Source organism: Phyllobacterium sp. 01N428 (assembly GCF_056399405.1).
Window position 1 is genome coordinate 274,519 of the sequence record NZ_JBFTRH010000007.1, and the last position, 25,157, is coordinate 299,675.

A 25,157-nucleotide genomic window follows, 5' to 3' on the forward strand; every position below is an offset into this window, starting at 1 on the left:
CTGGGTGGCTTCTAGTGGGAAGGGCCAGGGATGTCAAGCGGGGGCGCGCCTGTTTCAGCGGCTCACATTATTTGAAACCCATGGCCCGGTTGAGGCGTTAGGTTAGACGCTCAACAGGAGTAGAGCCGATAATGACCCTATTCTCGCAGCATTCTCGCAGGTCCGTACTTCTTTTATCCTTCACCGCCCTTATCGCAAGCACAATGATCATCACGACGTCCGACGACGCCGATGCACGGCGCCGGCGTCCACCCCGTCCGCTCACAACGGCAGCGCCACTGCCTGTCGTACCGCCGATCCCCGAATCCAACCCCCGGGCGGCACAATCGACCGAAGCGCCTAAACCGGAAGAAAAGCCCAAGGAGGAAATCCAGAAAGCGGATCCTGAAACGCCGGTTCCTTCGCAAAAACCTGCTGCAGGAGAAAGCAAGCCCGAACCAGCGTCGAACCCCGACGTGAAGGCTGGCGAGCAACTGGGGCCCAATCCGCTGCCAAAACCGGAAGAAGACGGCAAAAACACCGAGAAAGGCGATCAGGAAGAGAATGTCGAAAAAGTCGATCCTTCGATCTCGCCGGACCGTGTCTACCAGAACGCCTGTCCAGCGTTGATGAACGGGGAAGTCGAGGGCTCGCTCATTGCGCCATTGTCGGAGGGCATCTGCGGCGAACGTTCGCCTTTGAAGATTACGGCGATCGGCAAGGACAATCCGGTGAAATTTGCGGCCGCGATCACCACCAACTGCGCCATGGCGGGTTCACTGGCCAATTGGATCGTCGAGGTGCAGGCGGAAGCCCAAAAGGATTTCGGAGCGGAAATCGAAAGCATCACCACCGGCTCGGACTACCAGTGCCGCAAGGTAAACAACGGGCACAAGGGCCGTGTTTCGGAGCATGCCTTTGCCAACGCCCTCGATATCGTTGCGTTCAAATTCAAGAATGGCAAGAAGACGGAACTCGGTTCAGGCTGGAAAGGTTCGCCTGAGGAACAGACCTTCTGGCGCGCCTTGCACAAGGCAAGCTGCGACCGCTTCATGACCGTCATCGGCCCCGACGGCGATGCCGCACACCAAGGCAACCTGCACCTCGATCAGGGCTGTCACGGAAAGAAGTGCGAGGCGCGCATCTGTCAGTAAGAAACGCGCCTCGATCTATTACTCGCTGGTTTTCTTCTTCGGCAGGCCTTTGCGCTTGGTTTCGGCAAATTCTTCCAGCTGCTTTTCGCTCATCGAGTCATACATGCTCTTCGAGGCACCCTGGAGTTCGCTCTTCTTGGTTTCTCCGCGCTTGGCCGAAAGTGCAGCACCAGCGGCCTTTTGCTGGGCTTGGGATTTTGCGGGCATTGGATTTCTCCCTGTGGGTGGTTGCACAAGGAAAGAAACGCAAGCGCTATGGCTCGGTTCCACGTTCACATTTCCGCTGACTTGGAAAGTATGAAGGGGGCACGCTGGCCCCCTTCGTTCACCTCTGGCTAATCTGTTAGCTGCGATGCTTATGCTGCTTCTTAACCGGCTTGGCCGCTTCTACAGGCTCCAGCGACAGACTGCTGACACCGACGGCGACATTAAAACCTTGCGTGCCTTCGGTGCTGAACGGCTGCAGGCCGATATTCTTGTTGGATCCGCCGATAAGGGCGTTGGCGCCAAGGCCGAGCCCGACGGAAGCACCCGCCGACACGCCAACATACTTGCCGGCAAGCGCATCGGCGCCCGGCTTGTTGTCGGCTGTCGTCACAACGGTCCAACTCAGATACGTTTTTTGCGTTATACCCAGGTCAAGGCCGAGTTTACCGAGGCGGCCCCTGTAATTTTCAACCGAACCGTCGCGATGCTTGTAGGCACAGTTGATCGCCTTGTTCGACCCGAAAACCAGCCCGACGCCGCCATCGACCTGGCACGACAGGATTCCGATATGGGTTGCTTTCGCTGGTGTTTCGGCTTTCGTCGTCTTGGCAGTTGCTGCCATCGTGCCACCGGTAAGGGCGGTCGCCGCCACAATGAGCGCCGGAATGAATCGTACCATAATTGTCTTTCTCCGTTGATCTTAATGAAATCACTATCGGCACATGACGCGCCTCAATGAACCATTCCCCGGAAAATCCCGAGGGCTGCTTTAAACGTTCAAATGTTTGGATGGTTCCGGCGGGTGTGCAACCAATTTCGCAATTGCCGTGTGTCAGCCCATTGGCGCCGCGTCGAACACCTTGCGCGCGTCCCTAAGATTGTCACGGTTTTTTACCGCCCATTCGCCAAGCGAGCCGATCGGCACCGCAATCGAATGGCCCATCGGGGTAAGCGCGTAGGTAACTTCCGGCGGCGAGGTCGGCTTGACCGTCCGCAACACAAGCCCTTCGCGCTCGAGCGAACGCAACGTCACCGTCAGCATGCGCTGCGAAATACCCTCGATCATTCGCCGCAGCACATTGAAGCGACGCGGTCCCCCCTGGAGATTGATGATTGTAAGCAGGCTCCACGAATCGCCGATAATATCGAGCACCTCGCGCATCGGACATGAGCCACTGCCGTCCGATTCCATTGCCGCCATGGAAGCGAGAAGCGGCGTCTTGCCTTCGGTTTTCGCGTGAATGCTCATGCGCTCGATGTCCTTGCTGTGGCAGGCGGTTACCTGGATGTGCCCTGAAACGGAAAAAGTGCGTTCTTCCCAAGACACCTTTCCTAGCATAGGTAGTTATCAATCGTAACTACAAAACGATGCGTACCCGCATCAAAGGAGCATCCCATGAAAATCGCATTGATTGGCGCCACCGGTTTCGTCGGCACGCAGATACTGAACGAGGCTTCGTCGCGCGGTCATGACGTGACGGCGCTGGTACGCAACGTCGATAAGGTAGAGAAGCGCGATGGCATCACCGCTGTGGAAGCGGACGCGCTCAACACCGCCGATCTCGCAGCCAAGCTGAAGGGAAACGACATCGTCATATCAGCCTATAATCCCGGCTGGGGCAATCCCGATATCAAGGCTGTTCATATCGCTGGCAGCAAATCGATCACGGAAGCCACGAAAAAGGCCGGCATCAAGCGCCTGATCGTGGTCGGTGGTGCCGGTAGCCTGCGTGCGCCAGATGGTTCCCAGTTTGTCGATGGCGCCGCGTTCCCGGCAGAGTACAAGGAAGGCGCTTTGGGTGCACGCCAGGCACTCGAGGATCTTCGCAGCGAAACCGCACTTGACTGGACCTTTGTCTCGCCGCCCTTCGCGCTTGTTCCCGGCGAGCGGACGGGCAAATACCGCCAAGGCAAGGACGAGCCTGTCTTTGGTGCCGACGGCAAGAGCACGATCAGCACCAGCGACCTGGCGGTGGCAATTCTCGACGAGGCTGAAAAGCCGGCGCACGCGCGGGAGCGCTTTACCGTCGGCTATTGACCGCACGCGAGGTGCGTGGCGTTGCTTTCAGGCGCCACGCGGCCCGCCAGTATCCTTTTTGTGCCTCGGACACCGTGATGTGCGTTCTTCACAGAACCACTTTCTGTGCTTACCTGTGCGACAAGGTTTGAACGAGGCGTCAAAAATGGAACTTGGTCTTTATACATTTGCCGGGATGAGTCCCGACCCTGCAACCGGCGTCGCCATCAGCGCGCACCAGCGCATGCAGAATCTCCTCGAGGAGATGGAAGTGGCCGACCAGGTGGGGCTCGACGTCTTCGGCATCGGCGAACATCATCGGCCGGACTTCGTCATCTCGACACCGGCGGTTGCTCTCGCCGCCGGTGCGGCGCGCACCCGGAACATCCGCCTGACGAGTGCCGTCACGGTGCTGAGTTCCGACGACCCGGTCCGGGTATTTCAGGAGTATGCGACGCTTGATCTGATTTCCTCCGGGCGCGCCGAGATCATGGCCGGCCGGGGCTCCTTCATCGAATCCTTTCCGCTCTTCGGTTATGATCTCAATGACTACGATGAACTCTTTGCGGAGAAACTCGACCTTCTGCTCAAGCTGCGGGAAAGCGAGCGTATGACCTGGAAGGGCAATTTGCGCGCTTCTCTGAACGATCTCGGCGTCTATCCGCGCCCATTGCAAAATCCCCTGCCCGTGTGGATTGCCGTGGGCGGGACGCCGCAATCGGTGATCCGCGCGGGAACGCTCGGTCTCCCGCTTGCCGTCGCTATCATCGGCGGCGAGCCGCATCGTTTTGCGCCGCTGGTCGAGCTCTACCGCGAGGCGGGAGCCAAGGCCGGCCATTCCCCGGATAAGCTCAAAGTCAGCATCAACTCGCACGGTTATGTTGCTGCGACATCGCAGGCTGCCTCCGACGAGTACTGGCCGTCCTATGAAGTCGTGATGAACAAGATCGGCCGCGAACGCGGCTGGCCGCCGAGCAATCGCGCCCAGTATGAAGCCGGCCGCACAATGCGTGGTGCCTTGCTTGTCGGCTCGCCTCAGGAGGTGATCGACAAGATCATGCTGCAGCATACCTATTTCAAGCATGACCGTTTCATGCTGCAGATCGATCTCGGCAGCCTGCCGCACATAAACACCCTGAAGGCCATCGAACTTTACGGGACCGAAGTCGCACCGGTCATCCGCAAGGAGCTTGGCGGCGCGAAGCCATCTTGAGGAGGTTGCTTTAGCGATGCTCGATCGACAGTAGCGTTTCAACCGCCCATTGCTTTAAACCGAGGTCGTCCATCAGGATAAAAAGGTAGGTCACACCGTCGGTCGCGACGGCGCAGCCCTCGAGCCATTGATCGGTCTTACCGTTTTCCTGTTTCTTGTGGTTCCATATGCCGTAAAAGCTGAGCGTGTCCTTGACGACTGAAATGTCGAGCTTGCCGGTAAAACCTTCCGGCGGGCGGCGGTCATCATGTTCGATGGTCGTCGCGGCCGGCACGACGATGCAGCCGATACTCTTGAACACATTCTGTTTGAAACGATTGTCCCAGCCCAGAATGAAATGTCCGGGCAGCGTTATCCACCAATTATCGCCAAAGGCTTGCGGCCGTGGATAGCGCAGATAGCCCATGCCGGGCGGCCTCGGCCACGTCTTCGACCGGCTCGCAGTCTCAAATGCGGCGACATTCAACTTCTTGTTTGTCTCGAGGCGTGGTTCTTCCCTTGCGATCTTGATGAGTTCGGAGAGCACTTGAATGAAAAGCGCTTCATACTGGTCGATCGGGCCACGCCAGGGGAACGAGCGCCACAACATCGCCTCGGCCAGTCCAAAAGCAGCCCGCGCCGGCAGGCCGAAATCCCACCAGGGAAAAAAGTTGGCAGCCTCGCCCTTGAAGCCGAAGAAATCCACGTCGCGGGGCCCGCGAACTGTCATGATCCGGTCCTTGAAAACATCAAGCGCTTCGCGTGCTGACAGGGACAGCGACAGCGGGCCATGCTTGCTGGCGCTGCTGCGCTCGACGACGACTTTCGAGACCGAGTTGAAATAAACACTCATGTGAGTCTGGAGGACATCGTAATTTCGGTCAGTCCAATACTGGGTGTCGTCGCTGAAGTCCTCATCTTGCGTGACAACAAGTTTTTCCTGTTCGACCAGTTCGTCCAGCAATGCCACGAGATAATCATGATAACCCGGGCCGGTTGCCACCGTCGCCGCCGAGAAATTAACCTGAGCGCCGTCTTGGTAGAAATGCACATCCTCGTCCGTCGGCAAGATCGAGCAGCTTGACCTCGCCTTGCCGTCATCACCCTCGGCGGTGATGACAGCCAGCGGTCCCAAAGTCGGCTCCTTGCGCGCCAACAGGCAAAACTTGCGGGCGAGATCCTTGGCACTTGGCCGTTGCTTTAAAGATTTGATCTTTTCTTGGCGAGAGAAGACGAGTCCCAGGATAATGCTCACGAAAGCCCTCGGCGATATTGGAAAGCGTTGTATCTGATCGGCAGTCTCGGCGGCGGGGCGCGGCGCTGTCAAAAAGCCCGCCACACGCAGGTGCTATGAATATTGCAAATGAAGGATCGGCGTGCAGTGACCGATGGAACTGGAAGGTGTCGCGAAGGTCATGCCGTCCGGCATGAAACACTCGATCGCCACCGCTTCCAATCTGATCGCCACCATTTTCAGGCAGAGGGAGAATTGAGAAGGGGCCGCCTCATTGGCAGCCCCTGTTTATTCGATGATCTGGATTGGCGAATTATCCACCGGCTTTGGTGGCTCGGTGGTTTTCCCTTTTTTCTTCGGGGCAACGCTCGGCTCTGCAGTCCGCGCCACGGGGGAGCGGGCATCCATGAACGATTGGATTTCGTTGAGACCGACGGTATCGCCATTGCCTCGGCTGATTTCATCAAAGTGGTCAGCGATGAAGCCCCAACCGGCATCCTTTGCCTGTTGCGCGGTCAAGCGACCCGAGGGGCCGGCCGCCGCCTCGAACTGCCTCTTCAGGCGCTGATCGAGTTCCTTCTGAATGTTCTGCGGCGTCATCGGCGTACGCACCGTGCCAGGCGGATCGGGCGGTGGGAAGCCCAGTTTCTCGCCCGCACTCGCAGGCGACAAGAATAGGATGCTGGCGACAATTGCCAACATCATCCCCGATTGAAGTTCGACAAATCGCATAAAATACTCCCAGTCCAATGCAATAGATGGGCGCGGTATATGTACCGCCCAAATGGTATCACCAATCGCAACTCGATGAAATGCGAGCCTAGGAGCGGGGCGGCGCCGGGTCAATTATTCGAAAGTTCAACACGCCTGTTTTTTCAACGCCGCGCAACATCGCCTATGCTTTAGGCGAAAGTGGCGGAGTTGCCGTCCGAAACCAACTCCAATCCAGGATTGGTGTCGAGGCCGAATCCCTGCATCAGGCGGCGCGTGGAGAAATCTGGATTGCCCGATGTGAACATGGCAAAGTCGTCGCCATGTTCGGGTTCTTCGCCGGTACCGTTGACCTTGAGCAATGAAAGACCACGGCGAGCAATGGCCTCGGCGGGATCGAGCCAGTCGACCGGCCATGGAGCGAGCCGGCGAAAGACGTTGGCGAGGAAAGGATAATGGGTGCAGGCGAGGACGACGATGTCCGTCCGCTTGCCGTCCCGTTCGTAGAAGCAGGGGGCAATCTCCTGCCTGATTTCGGCATCGTCGACAAATTCCCCGCGAATATGGGCTTCGGCCAAACGGGCGAGGCTCTGGCTGCCAACAAGACGCACATGGCATTGCGAGGCAAACGACTGGATGAGGTCGCGTGTATAGGCGCGCCGAACCGTTCCAGGTGTTGCAAGAACGCTGACGAGGCCCGAAGAAGTCCGCTCGGCGGCTGGCTTGATGGCCGGTACCGTACCGACAAACGGGACGCCCGGATAGGCTCTGCGCAAATCGTCGAGCACGAGCGTCGATGCCGTATTGCAGGCTATGATTGCGATTTCGGGGTCGTATTTCGCGATCAGTCCACCGAAGAGTTCAACGATGCGCTCGCATAAGGCCGCCTCTTCCCAATCGCCATAGGGAAAGCCGGCATCGTCCGCGATATAGACGAAGCGCCGGTCTGGCATCAGAACTCTCGCCTCGCGCAGAACGGTAAGGCCGCCAATGCCGCTGTCGAAGACAAGGATCGGCCGGTCGGCGACCCGCTCATTCATCGTCTGTCGGCCTTTCATTAGCCGGCTCATCGATTGGCTTTGCCCGCTTGCGCCCTTCCGGCGCTCCGGCGCCGCGCGGCGTATCGGGGCGGAAGAAGTCGAGAGAGACAAGGACGCCGCGCAGGAGCTTCAGCTCCGAGTCCGAAAAACCCGGCCGGGTGAGGACGCCGCGCAGGTTATTGACCATGATCTCCTTGCGGGCCATCGGCCGGAAATATCCCCTCGCCTGCAGCGCTTCTTCCAGATGGTTGAAGAAGCCCTGCAATTGATCCTTTGGCGCCGGCGCAAGCTCGGGGCCGCGAAAGGCGGTATCCGTATGGTTCTCGAGGCCGGATTTCATCCATTCATAGGACATGAGCAGGACCGCCTGGGCAATGTTGAGTGACGAGAACGCCGGATTGACCGGAAACGTCACCAACTCATCGGCAAGGCTGACTTCGTCATTATTGAGGCCGATGCGCTCGCGCCCGAAAAGAATTCCGGTTCGTTCGCCGCTGTTGAAGCGCTGGCGGAGCACCACGCCCGCCTCCACCGGCCCACGCACCTGCTTGAATGCATCGCGCTCGCGCGCCGTCGTCGCATAAACGAAATTGAGGTCCTTGATGGCGGATGGCAGATCCTCGAAAACCTGCGCCGCATCAATGATATGGTCCGCCCTGCTCGCTGCGGAGCGCGCCTTCTCGTTGGGGAATTCCTCGCGCGGCTTGACGAGCCGCAGTTCGGCCAGGCCAAAATTGGCCATGGCGCGCGCCACCATGCCGATGTTCTCGGGCAATTGCGGTTCGACGAGGATAATTGCCGGGCCTTCGGCAATAAGCGTGCGTTGTCTATCTGTACCGGCCATCTCTTGTTCCTGCTGATATTGCCGCCGTCATAACGCGCGATCTTTTGATGGGCAATCCTGCCTTAAAATAACGGCATGGCTGGTCGGCAGCTTTGCGTTCGGCGATCCCGATGCTATAGGGGCGCGAACCCTCACTGAAAACCGATGCTGACATTCCCACACCCAGCAAAATAGAGGCTGACTATCCATGGCAAAGATCAAGGTTGCAAATCCGGTCGTCGAGCTTGACGGCGACGAGATGACCCGCATCATCTGGCAATATATCAAGGAAAAGCTGATCCATCCTTACCTGGATATCGATCTGAAATATTACGACCTCGGGATCGAGCACCGCGATGCCACCAATGATCAGGTGACGGTCGATGCGGCCAATGCCATCAAGGAGTATGGTGTCGGCGTCAAGTGCGCGACGATCACGCCGGATGAGCAGCGAGTCGAGGAATTCGGCCTGAAGAAGATGTGGAAATCGCCCAACGGCACGATCCGCAACATTCTCGGCGGCGTCATCTTCCGCGAGCCGATCATTGCCAAGAACGTTCCCCGCCTCGTTCCGGGCTGGACGCAGCCGATCATCGTCGGCCGTCATGCCTTCGGCGACCAGTACCGCGCGACCGACTTCAAGTTCCCGGGCAAGGGCAAGCTGACGATCAAGTTTGTCGGCGATGACGGCCAGACGATCGAGCACGAGGTCTATGACGCGCCCGGCGCCGGTGTTGCCATGGCGATGTACAATCTCGACGAATCGATCCGTGATTTCGCCCACGCTTCGTTCAACTATGCCTATAATCGCGGCGTTCCCTGCTATCTGTCGACCAAGAACACCATCCTCAAGGCCTATGACGGCCGCTTCAAGGACATCTTCCAGGAAGTTTACGAGGCAGAGTTCAAGGCGAAGTTTGCCGAAAAGAAGATCTTCTACGAGCATCGCCTGATCGACGACATGGTTGCTTCCGCGCTGAAGTGGTCCGGCGGCTATGTCTGGGCCTGCAAGAACTATGACGGCGACGTGCAGTCCGATATCGTCGCGCAGGGCTTCGGCTCGCTCGGCCTGATGACCTCGGTTCTGATGACGCCGGATGGCAAGACGGTCGAAGCGGAAGCCGCCCACGGCACCGTGACCCGCCACTATCGCCAGCACCAGAAGGGTGAAGAGACTTCGACCAACTCGATCGCTTCGATCTTCGCCTGGACGCGCGGCCTTGCGCATCGCGCCAAGCTCGATGGCAATGCCGAACTCGAGCGCTTCAGCCATACGCTGGAGAAGGTCTGCGTCGACACAGTCGAAGCCGGTTACATGACCAAGGACCTCGCACTCCTGATCGGCCCGGATCAGCCCTGGCTGTCGACCACGGGCTTCCTCGACAAGATCAATGAAAACCTGTCGAAGGCGATGGCTGCCTGAGCCATCTCAAAGCATCGATGCATGAAGCTCCGGTGAAAACCGGAGCTCTTTTTGTCTATGCGCATTGCGAATGAGCGATGCGAAAATGGCGCGCCAAAAAGCGCTGTTTTGGGTATTATGGGTGATGCTATGATCACCCGAGGGGACCGAAGATGAGCAAGCAGCAGTTCTTTTTCCGCCTGATCCCGCCACGCCCGACCTTTGCGGACGACATGGACGACGACGAGCAAGAGCTGATGCGCCAGCACGCAAGCTATGTGCAGGAATGTTTCAACGAGGGCTTCGTCCTTGCCTATGGCCCGGTGCATGAGCCCGACGGCAGCTTTGGGCTCGCTCTCCTTGAGGTAAACGATCATGCGGAAGCGGTGCGCTTCGGCGACAACGACCCGACCGTGCTCGCCGGCCTCAACAGCTATACGATAGCGCCCATGCATATTGCGGCTGCACAGGCGCCGCGCGAGGAGTAAGCACGCACTGCGCCAGCTTTCGTCGCCTGAACCCGCTTCCCCGGTCCCGACCGCGTTTCGCCGAGGTGGAGTATCCGCCGCTGTGGCAGAGTCGGAGCGGCAGTAAAGGTCGGAGCGGCAGCAACCTCAGCGAACCTGCTCTTTTGCTCCAGCACTGGAAGGCCGCTCCGGAAATTTTGCGTACAATCTTTGAACTCTTTCAAACACGATATGCGCGGCAAACATCTCCGGACCGATAAGCGGTAACCGCCCCCATACGCGCGTCCTTAACAACGCCCGCCGACTGGCATCCGTTTAGTGCGACAAGCACCGCCGCCAACACAAACGCGACACCCCCGTTTCATAGGGACCCGCCTCAAAACCATGTGTTAGATGTAAAGCAACGGTCGACCGTCACAACAAATAATAAAACTTCGCCAAGATCAGTCGGCGCTTCCGCAATAGCACTCGAATCTAGTGCTTATACCAAGCCAAAAACTTAACAATCAAAATACTATTCAAGCATTACGTCACGCAACGCTTGAAAGAGCAAGTACGTTCCAACGCAGCACTATTGACAATAAGTATAATGCGCACAGCGGCGAGTTGGCCCGGTCATACCGCAGCATGACCGGGCATGCGAACCTAGGCGCCGAGCGCCTGGCGCACGGCCGAAATCGCGTCTTCCGCTTTTGCGCCATCCGGGCCGCCGGCCTGGGCCATATCGGGCCGGCCGCCGCCGCCCGCGCCGCCGAGAGCTGCGGACGCAATGCGGACAAGATCGACGGCGCTGTACTTGCCGACAAGATCCTCGGTGACCCCGACAACCGCGCTCGCCTTGCCATCTTCGGAGACGCCGACGAAGGTCACGACCCCCGAGCCGACGCTCTTCTTGGCATCATCGGCGAGCGGCTTCAGGTCGCGCGGATTGACGCCGCTCACCACCTTGCCGATGAAGCCGATACCGTTGACCGTCTCCGGCGCGCTGCCCGCGGCTCCGGAAGAACCGCCGCCAAGAGCCAATTGCTTGCGGGCCTCGGTAAGCTCGCGTTCGAGCTTGCGGCGTTCATCGACCAGCGCCGTCACCCGGGCCAGCGCATCGGCCGGTGTCGCCTTCAGAACCGAAGCGATTGCCTTGACGCGGTCGTCCTGTTCCTCGAGATAGCGCCGCGCAGCTTCTCCGGTCAGTGCCTCAAGGCGGCGCACGCCAGCAGCGACAGCGCCTTCAGAAACCACGCGAATAAGCCCGATATCACCCGTGGCGCGTACATGCGTGCCGCCGCAAAGCTCGGTGGAGTAGCTTTTTCCGGCCTTCTCGCCCTGCACTGCCGTGCCCATGGAGACGACGCGAACCTCATCGCCGTATTTTTCACCGAAGAGCGCCATAGCGCCTTCGGCAATCGCATCGTCGACCGCCATGAGGCGCGTCGATACCGGCGCGTTCTGCAACACGATCTCATTGGCGATGTCTTCGATTGCCGCAAGTTCCTTGTCGGAAATCGGCTTGGGGTGTGAAAAATCGAAGCGCAGCCGATCCGGGGCAACAAGCGAGCCCTTCTGGGCAACATGTGTTCCGAGCGTTTCGCGCAGCGCCTCATGCAACAGGTGCGTTGCCGAATGGTTGGAGCGGATGCGGGTGCGGCGCGCCTTGTCGACGATAAGTTCGACCGGGGCACCGACCTTCGCCGTTCCCTTCGTCACCTTGCCGATATGGACGAAGACGCCGTCATTCTTCTTCTGCGTATCGCTGATCTCGATGACAAGGCCGTCGCCGGTGATCGTTCCGGTATCGCCCTGCTGTCCGCCGGATTCGCCATAGAAAGGCGTCTGGTTGACAACGACTGCCACAGCATCGCCTTCGCCCGCCGTTTCGACGCTGGCACCGTTCTCAACCAGCGCGGTTATGACGCCTTCAGCCTGCTCGGTCTCATAGCCGAGAAATTCGGTGGCACCGACCTTGTCGCGAACGGAGAACCAGACGGTCTCGGTCGCGGCATCGCCGGAACCCGCCCAGCTCGCGCGCGCCTCGGCTTTCTGCCTTTCCATGGCCGCATCAAAGGCTTCCGTGTCGACGCCGATGCCGCGCTGGCGCAGCGCATCCTGCGTCAGGTCGAGCGGGAAACCATAGGTGTCGTACAGCTTGAACGCGGTCTCGCCATCGAGCTTGTCGCCCTCGCCGAGGGATTCGGTCGCTTCGCCGAGGAGGCCGAGCCCGCGATCGAGGGTCTTGCGGAAGCGCTTTTCTTCAAGCTTGAGCGTTTCCGAGATCAGTGCTTCGGCGCGTACGAGTTCGGGATAGGCCTGGCCCATTTCGCGCACCAGCGCCGGTAACAGCCGCCACATCAGAGGCTCGCGTGCGCCAAGGAGCTGCGCATGACGCATGGCGCGGCGCATGATACGGCGCAGCACATAGCCGCGACCTTCGTTCGACGGCAATACCCCATCAGCGATAAGAAAGCTTGAGGAGCGCAGGTGATCAGCTATTACCCGGTGGCTGGCGCGGAACTTGCCCTCGGCCTTTACTCCCGTTGCCTCCTCGGATGCGTGGATCAGGGTCTGGAACAGGTCGATGTCGTAATTGTCGTGCTTGCCCTGAAGCACAGCGGCAAGGCGCTCTAGGCCCATGCCGGTATCGATCGACGGGCGCGGCAGATCGATGCGCTGCTCCTTCGTCACCTGCTCGAACTGCATGAAGACGAGGTTCCAGATTTCGATGAAACGGTCGCCGTCCTCATCGGCGCTCCCGGGAGGGCCGCCCCAGATTTCAGCACCGTGATCGTAGAAGATTTCCGAGCACGGACCGCACGGACCCGTATCGCCCATCGCCCAGAAATTATCGCTCGTGGCGATGCGGATGATTTTCTCTTCCGGAAGTCCGGCGATCTTCTTCCAGAACCCGGCTGCTGCATCGTCGGTGTGGTAGACGGTCACCGTCAGCTTGTCCTTTGGAAGCCCGAATTCCTTGGTAATCAGGTTCCACGCAAGCGAGATCGCCTCTTCCTTGAAGTAATCGCCAAAGGAAAAGTTGCCGAGCATTTCGAAGAACGTGTGGTGACGCGCCGTATAGCCGACATTGTCGAGGTCATTGTGCTTGCCGCCGGCGCGTACGCATTTCTGCGATGTCGTCGCCCGATTATAGGGACGGTGCTCGATGCCGGTGAAAACATTCTTGAATTGCACCATGCCCGCATTGGTGAACATCAGCGTCGGGTCATTGCGCGGCACGAGCGGGCTGGACGCCACGATCTCATGGCCGTTCTTCTTGAAATAGTTCAGAAATGTCGACCGGATCTCGTTGACGCCACTCATGCTGCTTGCCTTCTGACTTCTTATATCCAAATGGAATTAGCCCCATTCTATGCGAAGGAGCGGAACGAAACGCTTGTAGCGACAGGGCTGCGTGCTGTCCAGAAAATCCATATTGCCGTCAGGTGCGGACGGCCAGGGAATGGTCCAAGGCAAAGCGCGGCCGGCCTGGGAACTGGCCACAGCAAAATGCCAAGACCCGCAGCCGTCACCGGCCGCGGGTCTCAAATCCTCAGTCAATATCTGCGAGACGGCTCAGCCTTCGGCGGCGTCGGGCTCGTCATCCTCTACTTCCCCGACATTCTTGTCGAGCATCTGCTCGGCAATGAGACCGGCATTCTGGCGCAGCGCCAGTTCGATCTCATTGGCTATTTCCGGATTCTCCTTGAGGAACAGTTTCGCGTTGTCGCGGCCCTGGCCGAGACGCTGCGAATTATAGGAGAACCATGAACCAGACTTTTCGACGATGCCGGCCTTGACGCCAAGATCGACCAGCTCTCCCGTCTTGGAGACGCCCTCGCCATACATGATATCGAACTCGACCTGCTTGAAGGGCGGCGCCAGCTTGTTTTTGACGACCTTGACGCGCGTCTGGTTGCCAACGACCTCGTCACGCTCCTTGAGCGATCCGATGCGGCGGATATCGAGGCGAACAGATGCATAGAACTTCAGCGCATTGCCCCCCGTCGTCGTTTCGGGTGAACCGAACATCACGCCGATCTTCATGCGGATCTGGTTGATGAAGATGACCATGCAATTGGAACGGGAAATCGATGCGGTAAGCTTGCGCAGCGCCTGGCTCATCAGGCGGGCCTGCAGACCCGGCAGGGAATCGCCCATCTCGCCCTCGATTTCCGCCCGGGGCGTCAGCGCCGCAACGGAATCGACGACGAGAACGTCGATGGCGCCGGAACGCACCAGCGTATCGGTAATTTCAAGCGCCTGCTCGCCCGTATCCGGCTGCGAGATCAGAAGGTTCTCAAGATCAACGCCAAGCTTGCGGGCATAGACGGGGTCAAGCGCGTGCTCGGCATCGACAAAGGCGCAAATGCCGCCCTTCTTCTGGGCTTCTGCGATCGTATGCAGGGCAAGCGTGGTCTTGCCTGAGCTTTCAGGCCCGTAAATCTCGACGATGCGGCCTTTCGGCAATCCGCCGACGCCGAGGGCAATATCGAGCGACAGCGAGCCGGTCGGAACCGTTTCGATCTCCACAACCTGCTCGTTGCGGCCAAGCCGCATGATCGAGCCCTTTCCAAAGGCCCTCTCGATCTGGGACAATGCCGCATCCAGCGCTTTCGTTTTATCCACCGAATTACCCTCAACCAACCGCAATGAATTTTGAGCCATGTTACACTACCCCTGTGTTGTGCATGAAGTCCGGATGTCGCTTCTGATGAACTTATTTGTATCTGTTTTGTTCTCATTTTGCAATAGACATAAGTGATTGAAATAAATGCATAACTTTAAAATGTTCGTAAAATGTTCTTGTACGGGCGCGACATGCTGTCAGGCAAGCTTTCCGCTGTTCCCAGGCATTGCCGGACAAACCGGAGTTACGAAAATCGAATCGGCCGGATTATTGCGCCAGTCCGACTGACACTTTAGAGAGGTAGCGCAACGCCAGCCCTTCAATCCGTGGTTTTAATCGGACAAGCAATCACCCATGACGTCAGGCAACAAACCGCTGCTCTTTGCTGTTGGCGGCGCCCATCTCGACCGGCGCGGCCAAAGCACCGTACCGTTTGTGCCCGGCGCTTCAAACCCCGGCATCATGCGCGAAGAGCCGGGCGGCGGTGTCTTCAATGCGTTGAGGTTGGCGATGCAGCGCGGCATCGCCGCTGAACTCTTGTCCATACGCGGCGGCGACCGTATCGGCGAGACGATTGGCGCAGCGATCGAATCAGCCGGCATCATCGATAGCTCCGTCGTTTTCATGGACCGCGCGACGCCGAGCTATACGGCAATCCTCGACGAACATGGCGATGTCGTCGCCGCAATCGCCGACATGGCGCTTTATGAGGTTGCGCTCCCGCGGCAATTGCGCCGGCGCAAGGTGCGCGATGCCGTGGCGGCGGCCGACGCCATATTTTGCGATGCCAACCTTCCGGCCGATGCGCTGGAAAGGCTTGCGGGCCTTGCGGGACATCGGCCGATCTATGCCCTGGCGATATCCCCGGCAAAGGCGGTGCGCCTGCGCACGATCCTTGGCCATCTCAGCTGCCTTTTCATGAACCGCCGTGAAGCATTGGCGCTGACCGGCCTTGGCCAATCGGCACAGCTAAAGGAAATCTGCGCAGCGTTGCGCGCGGCGGGCCTTCAAGGCGCCGTCGTCAGCAATGGCGCCGGCCCCACCCTCGCCTACCATAATGATCTAGCCTATACACTCGAACCGCCTGGCGTCGACGGCATTGCCGATGTGACCGGCGCAGGTGACGCGCTTGCCGGCGGCACGATTGCGGGGCTGATGCAAGGTGTCGCGTTTCACGAGGCAGTCCGCCAAGGTATGACCGCGTCGATGCTGACATTGAAGACACATTCCGCCAGCCCGATCTTTACCCCCGAGGAATTCGACGCAGCGCTTTCCTTGATACCCCATGCGACCTTGCTGCGTTGATCAAAGGAGCCGACATGACCCTCAATCCCTTTACCGATATAGCCCCCGAGGTCGAACAGGCACTTGATGCGGGCAAACCGGTTGTCGCGCTGGAAAGCACGATCATCACTCATGGCATGCCTTACCCGGACAACAGCCGCATGGCCGCGGATGTCGAGGCCATCATCGCGGAAGAAGGCGCTGTTCCAGCGACGATTGCCATTGTCGACGGCCGCCTCAAGATCGGGCTCTCCGCCGATGAACGTGAAGCGCTCGCGCAGGTGAAAGGCGCCATGAAGCTGTCGCGCGCCGACCTTGCCTTTGCGCTTGCCGAAGGACGCACTGGCGGCACAACGGTTGCGGCCACCATGCTTGCCGCGCATCTTGCAGGCATCAAGGTCTTTGCCACGGGCGGCATCGGCGGCGTGCACAAGGGCGCAGAACTGAGTTTCGATATTTCGGCTGACCTTGAAGAGCTCGGTCGGACCTCGGTCATCGTCGTCTCGGCGGGGGCCAAGGCCATTCTCGATATCGAAAAGACGCTGGAAGTGCTTGAAACCAAGGGCGTTCCGGTCGTCGTCCATGGCGCCGATGTGCTTCCCGCCTTCTGGTCGCGCCAATCGCCAATCAAGGCGCCGCTGCGGCTCGAATCTGCCGAAGCCATCGCCGGGTTTCAACGGGCGCGCGAAGCCATCGGCGTCAACGGCGGCATGCTGATCGCCAATCCCATTCCGGCGGCGGACGAAATTCCGGCGGAGAGAATGGCAGGCTATATCGGCGAGGCGATCGTTCGCGCCACGAAAAATGGCGTCACCGGCAAGGCCGTGACGCCATATCTGCTCTCCGAAATTCTCGACATCACCAAGGGCGAGAGCCTCAAGGCGAACATCGCTCTCGTCGAGAACAATGCGCGCCTTGCAGCGAAGATCGCCGTGGCGCTCGCTATCAGGTAAGCGGCGCGATCTGGATTTCGACGCGGCGATTCTGGGCGCGCCCGGCTTCGGTCGCGTTGGTTGCCACCGGCTGCGAGGGGCCGAAGCCGCGTACGTCGAAGCGGCGGTTGTCGATGCCCTGCTGGGTCAGGTAGTTGGATACGGAAAGAGCCCGGCGCTCGGACAGAAGCTCGTTGTGCTGCAGGCTGCCGGTTGAATCCGTATGGCCGGCGACATCGACGATGGTCTGGTTGAATTTACGCAGGACCACAGCGACGGAACTGAGCGTCGGGTAGAACTCCGGCTTCACCTGATCCTGGTCGGTGTTGAAGGTAATGTTTGACGGCATGTTCAGAATGATCCGGTCGCCATTCCGGGTAACCGAGACGCCGGTCCCTTGAAGCTGCGCGCGCAACTCCGCTTCCTGGCGGTCCATGTAGTTGCCGATCGCGCCGCCACTGAGCGCACCGATGCCTGCACCGATCAGCGCGCCATTGCGACCCGACTTGCCGCTGCCGCCGCCAATGGCAAAACCGGCGAGCGCACCTGCTGCCGTCCCGATCAAGGCGCCGCCGGCGGTGTTCGACATCTTCTGGTCACCCGTATAGGGGTCCGTCGTCGTGCAGCCCGCCAGAAAGGTCGCTGCCAGGCAGCTGATGGCAAATTTCTTCATCATCGAATCAAGTCCCCGTTTGGATGTGGCGCGGACTATACAAGCGATTCGGGCAAAATATGGGAGGGCAAAATGCGTGCTAGACGCACCTATACTGCCATCCTCGCGACTGGGCTGGCGGCCTTAGACTAAGGTCGAACTGATTTTGTGAAGGCACGGTATGACGGCGCGTGGGGCTTAAAGCCGTGGCGTCGCCATCCACCAGTTCACCGATATCACGGCTACGCTCTGATCCGTGCCATCGCGAGACAATCGGCATATCGACCTTCCTTGAAGGCGTAGGCTTTATGCAACCCCTCGCGTTCAAAGCCAAACGTCTCATAGAGGTGAATGGCAGCCTCATTGTCGGTGAAAACCGTCAGCTCAACGCGCTTGATATCCAGCCAATTATCAGCCGCGTCGAGCAAGGCACCGAGGAGAGCACTGCCGATGCCCCTGCCGGTAAACGCATCGTGGACCCCTATGCCAAGGCCCGCCGCATGTTGGCGTCTGCCCTGGAATCGCGTGAGCCCCGCAAGTCCGACGATCTGGCTGTTGATCTCGGCAACGATGCTGAGCGTTGCGGTGCCATGGCCGGCGAGCCACGACCGCGTCTGCTCCAGGCTTTGATAAGGCAGGCGCAATGTTCCGGCGCGATAGCGGGGCAAATTCGAAAGCGCGGTGATCTGCTCGACATCTTCCGCCCGCGTGGCGCGGATCAGGAATTCTGGAGCAGATTGTGGTTTGGGTTCACTCATGAAGCTCTCCATCTTGTTTGAGAGAGCGGAGTTCCGGCCCTGCTCATCTCGGTGGCAGGGTTTGGTGGATTATCGCGGTCGATTCAGCGCAACAGGATCCCACCATCCCCGACAGGGATTCCGCGCGGCATCATGATGGTCGAACGAAGGGTCATTGCAGCGATTAAAACCTACTGAGCGGGGGAATTCAATGAAAGGTCGTCAGATGAGCTTCATCAGCGTTGCGAGTATGCCAAAGCCCACCGTCATCATCATACCGAGCCGCACTGTTTGAGCATGTAGCGCGGCTGCAAGATCGGACCTCGTAACGAGTTCTGACATGATGTAATCCCTCGCGGCTTCGGCATGGGTCTCTGCGTGCTGCTGGTCGACACCACCGGCACGCAATCGTTTTGAATATCCAAGCGTATCAAATGCTATCGCCATCGTCATGTCTTTTCCCATTGGAACTGCCATAAATTCGCATAACAACATCAGAGGTTTCAATTCGACTTTTGACTCATTTTCTCAACGTTCTTCAAAAAATTTGAAGGCCTTTGCATCCTGAATTCGTTTGCGTCCATCAGGACAATCAATGATGCTCCCCGCCATTCGAGAAGAAGGGCGAGAACCATGACGCAATCACAAGAAGCTCCTGTTGCAATCATTACCGGCGGAGGACGCGGCATGGGCGCCGCCATCGCGCGCGAACTGCATGGCCGCGGCTACCGCCTCGGCCTGATGTCGCCCTCAGGCAGCGCCGTCGAGCTTGCCGGCGAACTTGGCGCGATCGGCCTGAAAGGGTCCGCGGGCGAAGCCAGCGATCTCGAGGCGCTGGTCGCACAAACCGTGGAGGCCTATGGCCGTGTCGATGCGGTGGTCAACCACACGGGACATCCGCCGAAGGGCGATCTTCTCGACATCACCGACGACAAATGGGCGATTGGCAATGACCTGATGGTACTGAGCGTCGTGCGCATGGCGCGGCTGGTGACGCCCTACATGCTCAAGCAAGGCAAGGGCGCCTTCGTGAACATCACGACTTTCGCGGCCTTCGAGCCAAGCCTGGTCTTTCCGGTTTCCTGCGCCTATCGCGCCGCCGTAGGCGCCTATACCAAGCTTTATTCCGACCGTTATGCCGCCGATAACATCCGCATGAACGCGTTGCTTCCGGGCTTCATCGACAGTCTGGACCACAAGCCGGAGACGGCGGGCAAGGTCCCGATGAAGCGCGTCGGCACGATGAACGAAATCGCCAAGACGGCCGCTTTCCTGCTATCGGACGATGCAGGCTATATCACCGGTCAGAATATCCGTGTCGATGGCGGAATTACGCGGCACGTCTAGGCAAGGCTCACGCCGAACGTCTCACGCAGCTGCCTTTGCCCGTTCGGCGTGACGGTTACGGCCCGCGTCCCGTCCACGCGCCTGATCCAGCCGCGCTCGAAGCAATGGCTACACAGGGCCGCGCCGATGGCCCCGGCAAGATGCGGGCGTCTTTCGCTCCAGTCGAGGCAGGGCCGGCAGAGAATACGGCCACGGGCTGCGGTCAAGGCCGCCATGTCGATACCGGCGCGGTCAAGCAGCGCGCGCCCGCTCTCCGTCACTTCGCCGGCGTCGAGACCGAGCTCGAGGTGACCCGCGTCAACCAGCGCGTCGGTGATTGCGACGCCGAGATGGCCGGCCAGATGATCGTAACACGTTCGCCCTGCCCGCAAGGCGGCGTCGCGCGGCCCTGTTCGAACGGGCTTGGCAGCGACGCCCGGCGCGGCAATGCGCATGATGCTCTCGATCATCTGAGCCACGGCGGGCGATGCCAGGCGGTGGTAGCGGTGCCGGCCCTGTTTTTCCACCGCCAGCAATCCGGCGTCGGTCATGCGTGTCAGGTGGCTGCTCGCGGTCTGCGCGGTGATCCCGGCGAGTTGCGCGAGTTCCGATGCCGTCAGCGCGCGTCCGTCCATCAAGCCGTTGAGCATGCTTGCGCGTCCGGGATCTCCCGCCAGCGCTGCAATTTCGGCAAATTTCGCGTTGTTCGACATCGCATCTTCCTCACGCCATCTTGCCCTAAATTGCCTTGCCCCTGCCGACAATGCTTCGAAAACGGCCGAAGTATCAAGCCACCTTCGCGGCCTATGTTGATGGCCGGTTAGAAACGCGATGGAGCGAGAGAAATGGCGATCACCTGCATTATCAAATACGACATCGATCCCTATCAAAGGGGTGCATTCGAAGAATATGCCCGCAACTGGAATGAGGCCATCCCGCGCTGCGGCGCCGACCTGATCGGTTATTTCGCACCGCATGAAGGTTCTGCTACCCTGGCCTACGGCATCTACAATATAGAAAGCCTCGCAGCCTACGAGGCCTACCGTGCCAAGCTGCGCGACGATCCGGTCGGCCGTGCGAACTATGCGTTCTCAATGGAGAGGAAATTCATCCGCCGCGAGGACCGCACGTTTTTCACCCACGTTTCCGGATTGAACGGGAAGGAACTGATCCGATGATTGCAGTGATTTTCGAGGTTGAGCCGGCAGAGGGCCGCTCCGGGGATTATTTTGATCGGGCAGCGGATCTGCGTCCGCTGCTGGAGACGATGGACGGGTTCATCTCCGTGGAACGGTTTCGCAGCCTTGCCAACGAGAACCGCTACCTTTCCCTTTCCTTCTGGCGCGACGAAGCGTCAGTGGCGGCTTGGCGCCAGACCGAGGAACATCGCCTTGCCCAACGCGACGGCCGTGGTGGGATCTTTGCCGACTATCGGCTGCGGATTGCGTCCGTTATGCGTGACTATGGCCTCAGAGCCCGTGACGAGGCTCCGTCTGATGCGCGGGCTTACCATCATGCCTAGGCCCGTTGTCCGTGATTGCGCTCGGCGCATGCCGGTCCTGGACCACGCATATAGTGGCGTTCGGGCCGGTAGCTCGGCACAATGAACTCGCGGACGACGCGAAGCGTATCGCGCAGCTGGATAATCATGGTCATCATGTCTGGTCTCTTGCATTTGGCTGCCGGGCGAACCGGTAGCGATCAATTAGCTAAAATTTAACTCATAAATATGAACAGCTCCTGAACGCCATTGGTTAAAGACCGATAAATTCATCAATTATTAGCCTTAACCACTTGGGCAGAAAGACGTTTTCGCAACGGAGATTGCCGCGAGAATACCCCTTTTTAAAGCATTGCGACCGCTTCGGGCTTGTCCCTAGTTCGATCACGCATTGCCGATCAAGATACCCGTCGCGAGCACAAGGCTGCCTCCAAGGACCACCTGGATCGCCGCACGGAAGAAGGGCGTCTCCATGAAGCGATGCTGGATATAGGCAATGGCCCAAAGCTCAACGAAGACGACGAGGGCAGCGACAGTGGTGGCTGTCCAGAAATCGGGGATCAGGTAAGGCAAGGCATGACCGAGACCGCCGATCGCCGTCATCAACCCATTGGCAAGGCCGCGTTTCAGCGGCGATCCGCGGCCGGAGAGCTTGCCGTCATCGTGGGCGGCCTCGGTGAACCCCATGGAAATGCCGGCGCCAAGCGAGGCCGAGAGACCGACCAGAAAGGTCTGCCAGGTGTCCTGCGTGGCGAAGGCCGCCGCGAAGATCGGCGCCAGGGTTGAAACGGAACCATCCATCAGACCGGCAAGCCCGGGCTGGATATAGGTCAGTATCAACTGGCGGCGCTCGGTTTGCTTTTCCGCGTCCTGTACCGTGTCCGGCGTATGTCTGAGACCAAGCCGGTGCGCCAGCGATTCATGGGCCTTTTCCGCGATGGCAAGATCGCCAAGCAGCTTGCGCGTCGAGGCATCGCTGACGAGTTTCATCGCCTCGGTATAAAATCTGTAGGCTTGCTCCTCCATTTTCTCGGCCATCTCGCGCACCTTGTCGATACCAAGCGGACGCATCAGCCAATCGGGCCGGCGCTCGATATAACCGCGCACATGCTCCCGGCGAATGAGCGGAATCTGGTTGCCGAAGCGCTCCTGATGCAGCTCGATCAGCACTTGCCGGTGCCGGTTTTCCTCCTCGGCCATGTCTTCGAACACTTTGGCGCTGTCGGGAAAATTCTCGCGCAACCCATCCGCATAGGCGAGGTAAATTCGCGCATCGTCCTCTTCTGACGAAATGGCAAGCGCAAGAATCTCCTGTTCGGTGAGCGATTCGAGCGAATGGCGGCGATGGTAGAAGAACCGGCTGAGCATGACAACATCCTAATTTAGAATAATTCTAAACTATAGTTTTCAGCGTCATTGTTCAAGTCCGCGCGGGCCTTCGATGGACAGAAAGAAACCACGCGGATATGGTCCGCTCCGTCGCAATCACCCAGGAACTTAACATGACGCTTGCCGGTTTTGTCGCCTATTCGGGCGCTCTTGCCATCGCCGCGGCCATACCCGGCCCGGGCCTCACCGCACTGATCGCACGCGCGCTCGGTTCCGGCTTTCGCTCGGCGCTGTTCATGTCGATCGGGCTCATTATCGGCGACCTTACCTACCTTACCGCAGTGGTCCTAGGCCTCGCCGTGGTGGCGCAGACTTTTGCAACCGTCTTCCTCATCATCAAATGGGCTGGCGTTGCCTACCTCGCCTATCTTGCCTGGGGTCTCTGGTCCGCAGGTATTTCCGCAGAGAAGATCGAGGCGAAGAAAAGCCGCGGCGGGCCGGCTGCAAGCGTTCTTTCGGGCCTTACTGTCACGCTCGGCAATCCAAAGACGATGCTGTTCTATATCGCCCTCACGCCGACGCTGGTTGACCTTCATGCTGTCACCCTCGCCGACTATTCGATATTGGCAACGCTTACCGTGCTGGTGCTGCTGGTGGTGCTGATCCCTTACCTCGCCCTTGCAGCAAGGGCGCGCGGCCTCCTTGCATCGCCACGGGCGTTGAAGCGGCTAAACCGGACGGCCGCCGCCTTCATGGCCGGTGCAGCGCTTGCGATCGCGGGGCGTGCTTCCTGACTGGAATTATTTTCCAGTTTTCACGCGATAATGGCAGGATTTTCCAATGACGATGCGGCGACCGAACGGCTTCGACTAGGAAATTCCGCCGCTGCCCCATAAGATCGGCGCAACGACGCAATCCAGGATGGGAGTTCATCAATGAGCAACAATGACGCGCGCAAGCCGGGCCGTGGCCGCATCTACAATTCGATCGTGGATACGATTGGCGATACACCCATCATCCGGCTCGACAAGCTCGCCAAGGAAAAAGGCGTCGGCGCCAACCTTCTCGCCAAGCTCGAATTCTTCAACCCCATTGCCAGCGTCAAGGACCGTATCGGCGTCGCGCTCATTGAAGCGCTGGAGGCGCAGGGCAAGGCGACGCCGGGCAAGACGACATTCGTCGAGCCTACATCCGGCAATACCGGCATTGCGCTTGCCTTTGCCGCCGCCGCGAAGGGGTACCGCCTGATCCTGACCATGCCGGAAACCATGTCGGTCGAGCGGCGCAAGATGTTGAAGCTGCTTGGCGCCGAGCTGGTGCTTACCGAAGGCGCGAAGGGAATGAAGGGCGCGATTGCCAAGGCCAATGAGCTCGTCGAAACGACGCCCGATGCGATTATTCCGGGCCAGTTCGACAATCCGGCCAACCCTGAAATCCATCGTCGCACCACCGCCGAGGAAATCTGGAACGACACGGAGGGCAAGGTCGATATCTTCGTCGCCGGCATCGGCACAGGCGGCACGATCACGGGTGTCGGCCAGGTGCTGAAGCAGCGTAAGCCCGAAGTTCGAATCGTTGCGGTGGAGCCAAAGGATTCGCCGGTGCTTTCCGGCGGTAATCCCGGTCCGCACAAGATCCAGGGCATCGGCGCAGGGTTCGCCCCTGCTGTGCTTGACACACATATCTACGACGAGGTGATCCAGGTCTCGAATGAGGATTCCTTTGCCAATGCGCGTCTCGTGGCCCGGCTTGAGGGCGTTCCGGTCGGTATCTCCTCCGGCGCCGCGCTGACGGCGGCGATCGAGATCGGCAAGCGCCCGGAAAATGCAGGCAAGAACATCGTCGTGATAATCCCGTCCTTCGCCGAACGTTATCTTTCCACGGCGCTGTTCGACGGGCTGGATAGCTAGTTTCGCGCATCCGCGCGACTGTGCTACTTGGGCTCGTCCCGAGGAGGACGGCGGTGGTAGGTCGACGATAACGGTAGTGCTTTAAGGATAGGGAGGTTGTATCGGCAACGAGCGCATAGCCGGATAACGGAAATGGCTCAGCATCTCGAGCGGAGCCCTGCACGACCCCACCCACTCCGAATGCGCACGGCTTCCTCTACGACGTTCCGCTTTGGTCCCAATCGTCTTTTCCCACCGCCACCCTTTGGCCCCCGCCTCACCCACCGTCACCTTTGGGACCAAACACCTTTCCCGTTGCCGTCATCCGCGGGGCTTAGGAGGATCGTCTGGCCAGACTACTTCACTGCCGTTATCCTTGGGGATTGTCGTGATTGTCCCGACGGCGCATTGCCCATTCCAGAAACCACTCCCGCTGCCGTCATCCTCGGGCCCTTGTCCCGAGGATCCATCGTCGACGCTGTTTGCGCCGCAAAAGGAAGATGGATCCTCGGGACAAGGCCCGAGGATTGTTTCTTCGAGATGATGTAATTTTGGAATGCGGCTGCGGGCTCTGTTACAGCCCGCAGCCGCTGTCGCAGGCGACCGTCCGAGGAAAGGGTTGCACCCGTCGTCATCAGGGCTCCCTGCGGCATGCTGCCATCGCTT

27 protein-coding genes are annotated in these 25,157 nt (G+C 59.3%); 12 read left to right on the plus strand and 15 right to left on the minus strand.

Annotated elements, in window-relative coordinates:
• The first annotated feature begins 203 nt into the window (after positions 1–203).
• Positions 204–1,133, plus strand: coding sequence for an extensin-like domain-containing protein (locus tag AC1DNI_RS18300; protein ID WP_477692866.1), 930 nt, complete (start codon positions 204–206; stop codon positions 1,131–1,133).
• A gap of 18 nt (positions 1,134–1,151) precedes the next feature.
• Here AC1DNI_RS18300 and AC1DNI_RS18305 read toward each other — a convergent pair whose 3' ends face one another.
• The 3 genes from AC1DNI_RS18305 to AC1DNI_RS18315 all read right to left on the minus strand — a co-directional run bounded on the left by AC1DNI_RS18305 (position 1,152) and on the right by AC1DNI_RS18315 (position 2,589).
• A complete protein-coding gene (locus tag AC1DNI_RS18305) occupies positions 1,152–1,340 on the minus strand; it encodes a DUF3008 family protein (RefSeq protein WP_027231638.1) in 189 nt (62 codons plus the stop codon).
• 136 nt (positions 1,341–1,476) lie between these two features.
• Positions 1,477–2,019: a DUF992 domain-containing protein gene (locus AC1DNI_RS18310; RefSeq protein WP_477692867.1), complete on the minus strand. Its 543-nt coding sequence runs from the start codon at positions 2,017–2,019 to the stop codon at positions 1,477–1,479.
• A gap of 153 nt (positions 2,020–2,172) precedes the next feature.
• Complete coding sequence (locus tag AC1DNI_RS18315; RefSeq protein WP_477692868.1) at positions 2,173–2,589, minus strand: winged helix-turn-helix transcriptional regulator; 417 nt, start codon at positions 2,587–2,589, stop codon at positions 2,173–2,175.
• A gap of 147 nt (positions 2,590–2,736) precedes the next feature.
• Between AC1DNI_RS18315 and AC1DNI_RS18320 the strand changes: the two genes are divergently transcribed.
• Both AC1DNI_RS18320 and AC1DNI_RS18325 read left to right on the plus strand, forming a co-directional pair.
• Positions 2,737–3,378, plus strand: a complete 642-nt coding sequence (locus AC1DNI_RS18320) for an NAD(P)-dependent oxidoreductase (protein WP_477692869.1) — start codon at positions 2,737–2,739, stop codon at positions 3,376–3,378.
• A 145-nt stretch (positions 3,379–3,523) separates the two neighbouring features.
• Positions 3,524–4,570, plus strand: coding sequence for an LLM class flavin-dependent oxidoreductase (locus AC1DNI_RS18325; RefSeq protein ID WP_477692870.1), 1,047 nt, complete (start codon positions 3,524–3,526; stop codon positions 4,568–4,570).
• Between the two features lie 10 nt (positions 4,571–4,580).
• Here AC1DNI_RS18325 and AC1DNI_RS18330 read toward each other — a convergent pair whose 3' ends face one another.
• The 4 genes from AC1DNI_RS18330 to AC1DNI_RS18345 form a co-directional block, all read right to left on the minus strand.
• On the minus strand, positions 4,581–5,804 hold the full coding sequence (locus AC1DNI_RS18330) for a hypothetical protein (RefSeq protein ID WP_477692871.1): 1,224 nt from the start codon (positions 5,802–5,804) through the stop codon (positions 4,581–4,583).
• Positions 5,805–6,071: 267 nt separating this feature from the next.
• The gene (locus AC1DNI_RS18335) at positions 6,072–6,515 is read right to left on the minus strand and encodes a hypothetical protein (RefSeq protein WP_477692872.1); all 444 of its coding nucleotides are present in this window, start codon (positions 6,513–6,515) and stop codon (positions 6,072–6,074) included.
• Positions 6,516–6,685: 170 nt separating this feature from the next.
• Positions 6,686–7,552 (minus strand): glutamate racemase, encoded by an 867-nt coding sequence (murI, locus tag AC1DNI_RS18340; RefSeq protein ID WP_477692873.1) that lies wholly within the window; start codon positions 7,550–7,552, stop codon positions 6,686–6,688.
• Complete coding sequence (locus AC1DNI_RS18345; protein ID WP_477692874.1) at positions 7,527–8,378, minus strand: RNA methyltransferase; 852 nt, start codon at positions 8,376–8,378, stop codon at positions 7,527–7,529. The genes murI and AC1DNI_RS18345 overlap by 26 nt, the downstream gene beginning before the upstream one ends.
• 187 nt (positions 8,379–8,565) lie before the next feature.
• Here AC1DNI_RS18345 and AC1DNI_RS18350 point away from each other — a divergent pair, with 187 nt between their 5' ends.
• Positions 8,566–9,780 carry an NADP-dependent isocitrate dehydrogenase gene (locus AC1DNI_RS18350; protein ID WP_027231646.1) on the plus strand — a complete coding sequence of 405 codons (1,215 nt, stop codon included), beginning with the start codon at positions 8,566–8,568 and terminating at the stop codon, positions 9,778–9,780.
• A 152-nt stretch (positions 9,781–9,932) separates the two neighbouring features.
• On the plus strand, positions 9,933–10,247 hold the full coding sequence (locus tag AC1DNI_RS18355; RefSeq protein WP_027231647.1) for a YciI family protein: 315 nt from the start codon (positions 9,933–9,935) through the stop codon (positions 10,245–10,247).
• 624 nt (positions 10,248–10,871) lie between these two features.
• Here the strand turns inward: AC1DNI_RS18355 and alaS are convergent.
• Positions 10,872–13,535 carry an alanine--tRNA ligase gene (alaS, locus tag AC1DNI_RS18360; protein WP_477692875.1) on the minus strand — a complete coding sequence of 888 codons (2,664 nt, stop codon included), beginning with the start codon at positions 13,533–13,535 and terminating at the stop codon, positions 10,872–10,874.
• 252 nt (positions 13,536–13,787) lie between these two features.
• A complete protein-coding gene (gene recA, locus AC1DNI_RS18365; RefSeq protein WP_027231649.1) occupies positions 13,788–14,879 on the minus strand; it encodes a recombinase RecA in 1,092 nt (363 codons plus the stop codon).
• Positions 14,880–15,195: 316 nt separating this feature from the next.
• On the opposite strand from recA, the gene AC1DNI_RS18370 reads away from it, so the two are divergent.
• Both AC1DNI_RS18370 and AC1DNI_RS18375 read left to right on the plus strand, forming a co-directional pair.
• Positions 15,196–16,146, plus strand: coding sequence for a carbohydrate kinase family protein (locus AC1DNI_RS18370; protein WP_477692876.1), 951 nt, complete (start codon positions 15,196–15,198; stop codon positions 16,144–16,146).
• A 14-nt stretch (positions 16,147–16,160) separates the two neighbouring features.
• Positions 16,161–17,078, plus strand: coding sequence for a pseudouridine-5'-phosphate glycosidase (locus AC1DNI_RS18375; protein WP_477692877.1), 918 nt, complete (start codon positions 16,161–16,163; stop codon positions 17,076–17,078).
• Here the strand turns inward: AC1DNI_RS18375 and AC1DNI_RS18380 are convergent.
• From AC1DNI_RS18380 to AC1DNI_RS18390, 3 genes are all read right to left on the minus strand, one after another.
• A complete protein-coding gene (locus tag AC1DNI_RS18380; protein WP_091945527.1) occupies positions 17,071–17,733 on the minus strand; it encodes a YiaD family glycine zipper/OmpA-like lipoprotein in 663 nt (220 codons plus the stop codon). The genes AC1DNI_RS18375 and AC1DNI_RS18380 overlap by 8 nt on opposite strands.
• A gap of 218 nt (positions 17,734–17,951) precedes the next feature.
• Positions 17,952–18,467, minus strand: coding sequence for a GNAT family N-acetyltransferase (locus AC1DNI_RS18385; RefSeq protein WP_477692878.1), 516 nt, complete (start codon positions 18,465–18,467; stop codon positions 17,952–17,954).
• A 201-nt stretch (positions 18,468–18,668) separates the two neighbouring features.
• Complete coding sequence (locus tag AC1DNI_RS18390) at positions 18,669–18,893, minus strand: hypothetical protein (RefSeq protein WP_477692879.1); 225 nt, start codon at positions 18,891–18,893, stop codon at positions 18,669–18,671.
• 186 nt (positions 18,894–19,079) lie between these two features.
• Between AC1DNI_RS18390 and AC1DNI_RS18395 the strand changes: the two genes are divergently transcribed.
• On the plus strand, positions 19,080–19,793 hold the full coding sequence (locus tag AC1DNI_RS18395) for an SDR family oxidoreductase (RefSeq protein ID WP_477692880.1): 714 nt from the start codon (positions 19,080–19,082) through the stop codon (positions 19,791–19,793).
• Here AC1DNI_RS18395 and AC1DNI_RS18400 read toward each other — a convergent pair.
• The gene (locus AC1DNI_RS18400; RefSeq protein ID WP_477692881.1) at positions 19,790–20,485 is read right to left on the minus strand and encodes an ArsR/SmtB family transcription factor; all 696 of its coding nucleotides are present in this window, start codon (positions 20,483–20,485) and stop codon (positions 19,790–19,792) included. The genes AC1DNI_RS18395 and AC1DNI_RS18400 overlap by 4 nt on opposite strands.
• Before the next feature lie 132 nt (positions 20,486–20,617).
• Here AC1DNI_RS18400 and AC1DNI_RS18405 point away from each other — a divergent pair, with 132 nt between their 5' ends.
• Both AC1DNI_RS18405 and AC1DNI_RS18410 read left to right on the plus strand, forming a co-directional pair.
• Entirely contained in the window at positions 20,618–20,950 is a 333-nt protein-coding gene (locus AC1DNI_RS18405; protein WP_477692882.1) for an NIPSNAP family protein, read from the plus strand.
• Positions 20,947–21,294 carry an antibiotic biosynthesis monooxygenase family protein gene (locus tag AC1DNI_RS18410; RefSeq protein WP_477692883.1) on the plus strand — a complete coding sequence of 116 codons (348 nt, stop codon included), beginning with the start codon at positions 20,947–20,949 and terminating at the stop codon, positions 21,292–21,294. The genes AC1DNI_RS18405 and AC1DNI_RS18410 overlap by 4 nt, the downstream gene beginning before the upstream one ends.
• On the opposite strand, the gene AC1DNI_RS18415 is transcribed toward AC1DNI_RS18410, so the two are convergent.
• On the minus strand, positions 21,291–21,431 hold the full coding sequence (locus AC1DNI_RS18415; RefSeq protein WP_153669021.1) for a hypothetical protein: 141 nt from the start codon (positions 21,429–21,431) through the stop codon (positions 21,291–21,293). The two genes, AC1DNI_RS18410 and AC1DNI_RS18415, sit on opposite strands and share 4 nt — an antisense overlap.
• 226 nt (positions 21,432–21,657) lie before the next feature.
• A complete protein-coding gene (gene mbfA, locus AC1DNI_RS18420) occupies positions 21,658–22,641 on the minus strand; it encodes an iron exporter MbfA (RefSeq protein ID WP_477692884.1) in 984 nt (327 codons plus the stop codon).
• Between the two features lie 134 nt (positions 22,642–22,775).
• Between mbfA and AC1DNI_RS18425 the strand changes: the two genes are divergently transcribed.
• On the plus strand, positions 22,776–23,396 hold the full coding sequence (locus AC1DNI_RS18425; protein WP_477692897.1) for a LysE family translocator: 621 nt from the start codon (positions 22,776–22,778) through the stop codon (positions 23,394–23,396).
• Positions 23,397–23,537: 141 nt separating this feature from the next.
• On the plus strand, positions 23,538–24,512 hold the full coding sequence (gene cysK, locus AC1DNI_RS18430; protein ID WP_477692885.1) for a cysteine synthase A: 975 nt from the start codon (positions 23,538–23,540) through the stop codon (positions 24,510–24,512).
• Positions 24,513–25,157 lie beyond the last annotated feature (645 nt).

Excerpts from the sequence above, each read along its gene's own strand:
- AC1DNI_RS18300 (WP_477692866.1), top strand. The coding sequence starts at position 204 with ATGATCATCACGACGTCCGACGACGCCGATGCACGGCGCCGGCGTCCA.
- AC1DNI_RS18305 (WP_027231638.1), bottom strand. The coding sequence starts at position 1,340 with ATGCCCGCAAAATCCCAAGCCCAGCAAAAGGCCGCTGGTGCTGCACTT.
- AC1DNI_RS18310 (WP_477692867.1), bottom strand. The coding sequence starts at position 2,019 with ATGGTACGATTCATTCCGGCGCTCATTGTGGCGGCGACCGCCCTTACC.
- AC1DNI_RS18315 (WP_477692868.1), bottom strand. The coding sequence starts at position 2,589 with ATGAGCATTCACGCGAAAACCGAAGGCAAGACGCCGCTTCTCGCTTCC.
- AC1DNI_RS18320 (WP_477692869.1), top strand. The coding sequence starts at position 2,737 with ATGAAAATCGCATTGATTGGCGCCACCGGTTTCGTCGGCACGCAGATA.
- AC1DNI_RS18325 (WP_477692870.1), top strand. The coding sequence starts at position 3,524 with ATGGAACTTGGTCTTTATACATTTGCCGGGATGAGTCCCGACCCTGCA.
- AC1DNI_RS18335 (WP_477692872.1), bottom strand. The coding sequence starts at position 6,515 with ATGCGATTTGTCGAACTTCAATCGGGGATGATGTTGGCAATTGTCGCC.
- murI (WP_477692873.1), bottom strand. The coding sequence starts at position 7,552 with ATGAAAGGCCGACAGACGATGAATGAGCGGGTCGCCGACCGGCCGATC.
- AC1DNI_RS18345 (WP_477692874.1), bottom strand. The coding sequence starts at position 8,378 with ATGGCCGGTACAGATAGACAACGCACGCTTATTGCCGAAGGCCCGGCA.
- AC1DNI_RS18350 (WP_027231646.1), top strand. The coding sequence starts at position 8,566 with ATGGCAAAGATCAAGGTTGCAAATCCGGTCGTCGAGCTTGACGGCGAC.
- AC1DNI_RS18355 (WP_027231647.1), top strand. The coding sequence starts at position 9,933 with ATGAGCAAGCAGCAGTTCTTTTTCCGCCTGATCCCGCCACGCCCGACC.
- alaS (WP_477692875.1), bottom strand. The coding sequence starts at position 13,535 with ATGAGTGGCGTCAACGAGATCCGGTCGACATTTCTGAACTATTTCAAG.
- recA (WP_027231649.1), bottom strand. The coding sequence starts at position 14,879 with ATGGCTCAAAATTCATTGCGGTTGGTTGAGGGTAATTCGGTGGATAAA.
- AC1DNI_RS18370 (WP_477692876.1), top strand. The coding sequence starts at position 15,196 with ATGACGTCAGGCAACAAACCGCTGCTCTTTGCTGTTGGCGGCGCCCAT.
- AC1DNI_RS18375 (WP_477692877.1), top strand. The coding sequence starts at position 16,161 with ATGACCCTCAATCCCTTTACCGATATAGCCCCCGAGGTCGAACAGGCA.
- AC1DNI_RS18380 (WP_091945527.1), bottom strand. The coding sequence starts at position 17,733 with ATGATGAAGAAATTTGCCATCAGCTGCCTGGCAGCGACCTTTCTGGCG.
- AC1DNI_RS18385 (WP_477692878.1), bottom strand. The coding sequence starts at position 18,467 with ATGAGTGAACCCAAACCACAATCTGCTCCAGAATTCCTGATCCGCGCC.
- AC1DNI_RS18390 (WP_477692879.1), bottom strand. The coding sequence starts at position 18,893 with ATGGCGATAGCATTTGATACGCTTGGATATTCAAAACGATTGCGTGCC.
- AC1DNI_RS18395 (WP_477692880.1), top strand. The coding sequence starts at position 19,080 with ATGACGCAATCACAAGAAGCTCCTGTTGCAATCATTACCGGCGGAGGA.
- AC1DNI_RS18400 (WP_477692881.1), bottom strand. The coding sequence starts at position 20,485 with ATGTCGAACAACGCGAAATTTGCCGAAATTGCAGCGCTGGCGGGAGAT.
- AC1DNI_RS18405 (WP_477692882.1), top strand. The coding sequence starts at position 20,618 with ATGGCGATCACCTGCATTATCAAATACGACATCGATCCCTATCAAAGG.
- AC1DNI_RS18410 (WP_477692883.1), top strand. The coding sequence starts at position 20,947 with ATGATTGCAGTGATTTTCGAGGTTGAGCCGGCAGAGGGCCGCTCCGGG.
- AC1DNI_RS18415 (WP_153669021.1), bottom strand. The coding sequence starts at position 21,431 with ATGATGACCATGATTATCCAGCTGCGCGATACGCTTCGCGTCGTCCGC.
- mbfA (WP_477692884.1), bottom strand. The coding sequence starts at position 22,641 with ATGCTCAGCCGGTTCTTCTACCATCGCCGCCATTCGCTCGAATCGCTC.
- AC1DNI_RS18425 (WP_477692897.1), top strand. The coding sequence starts at position 22,776 with ATGACGCTTGCCGGTTTTGTCGCCTATTCGGGCGCTCTTGCCATCGCC.
- cysK (WP_477692885.1), top strand. The coding sequence starts at position 23,538 with ATGAGCAACAATGACGCGCGCAAGCCGGGCCGTGGCCGCATCTACAAT.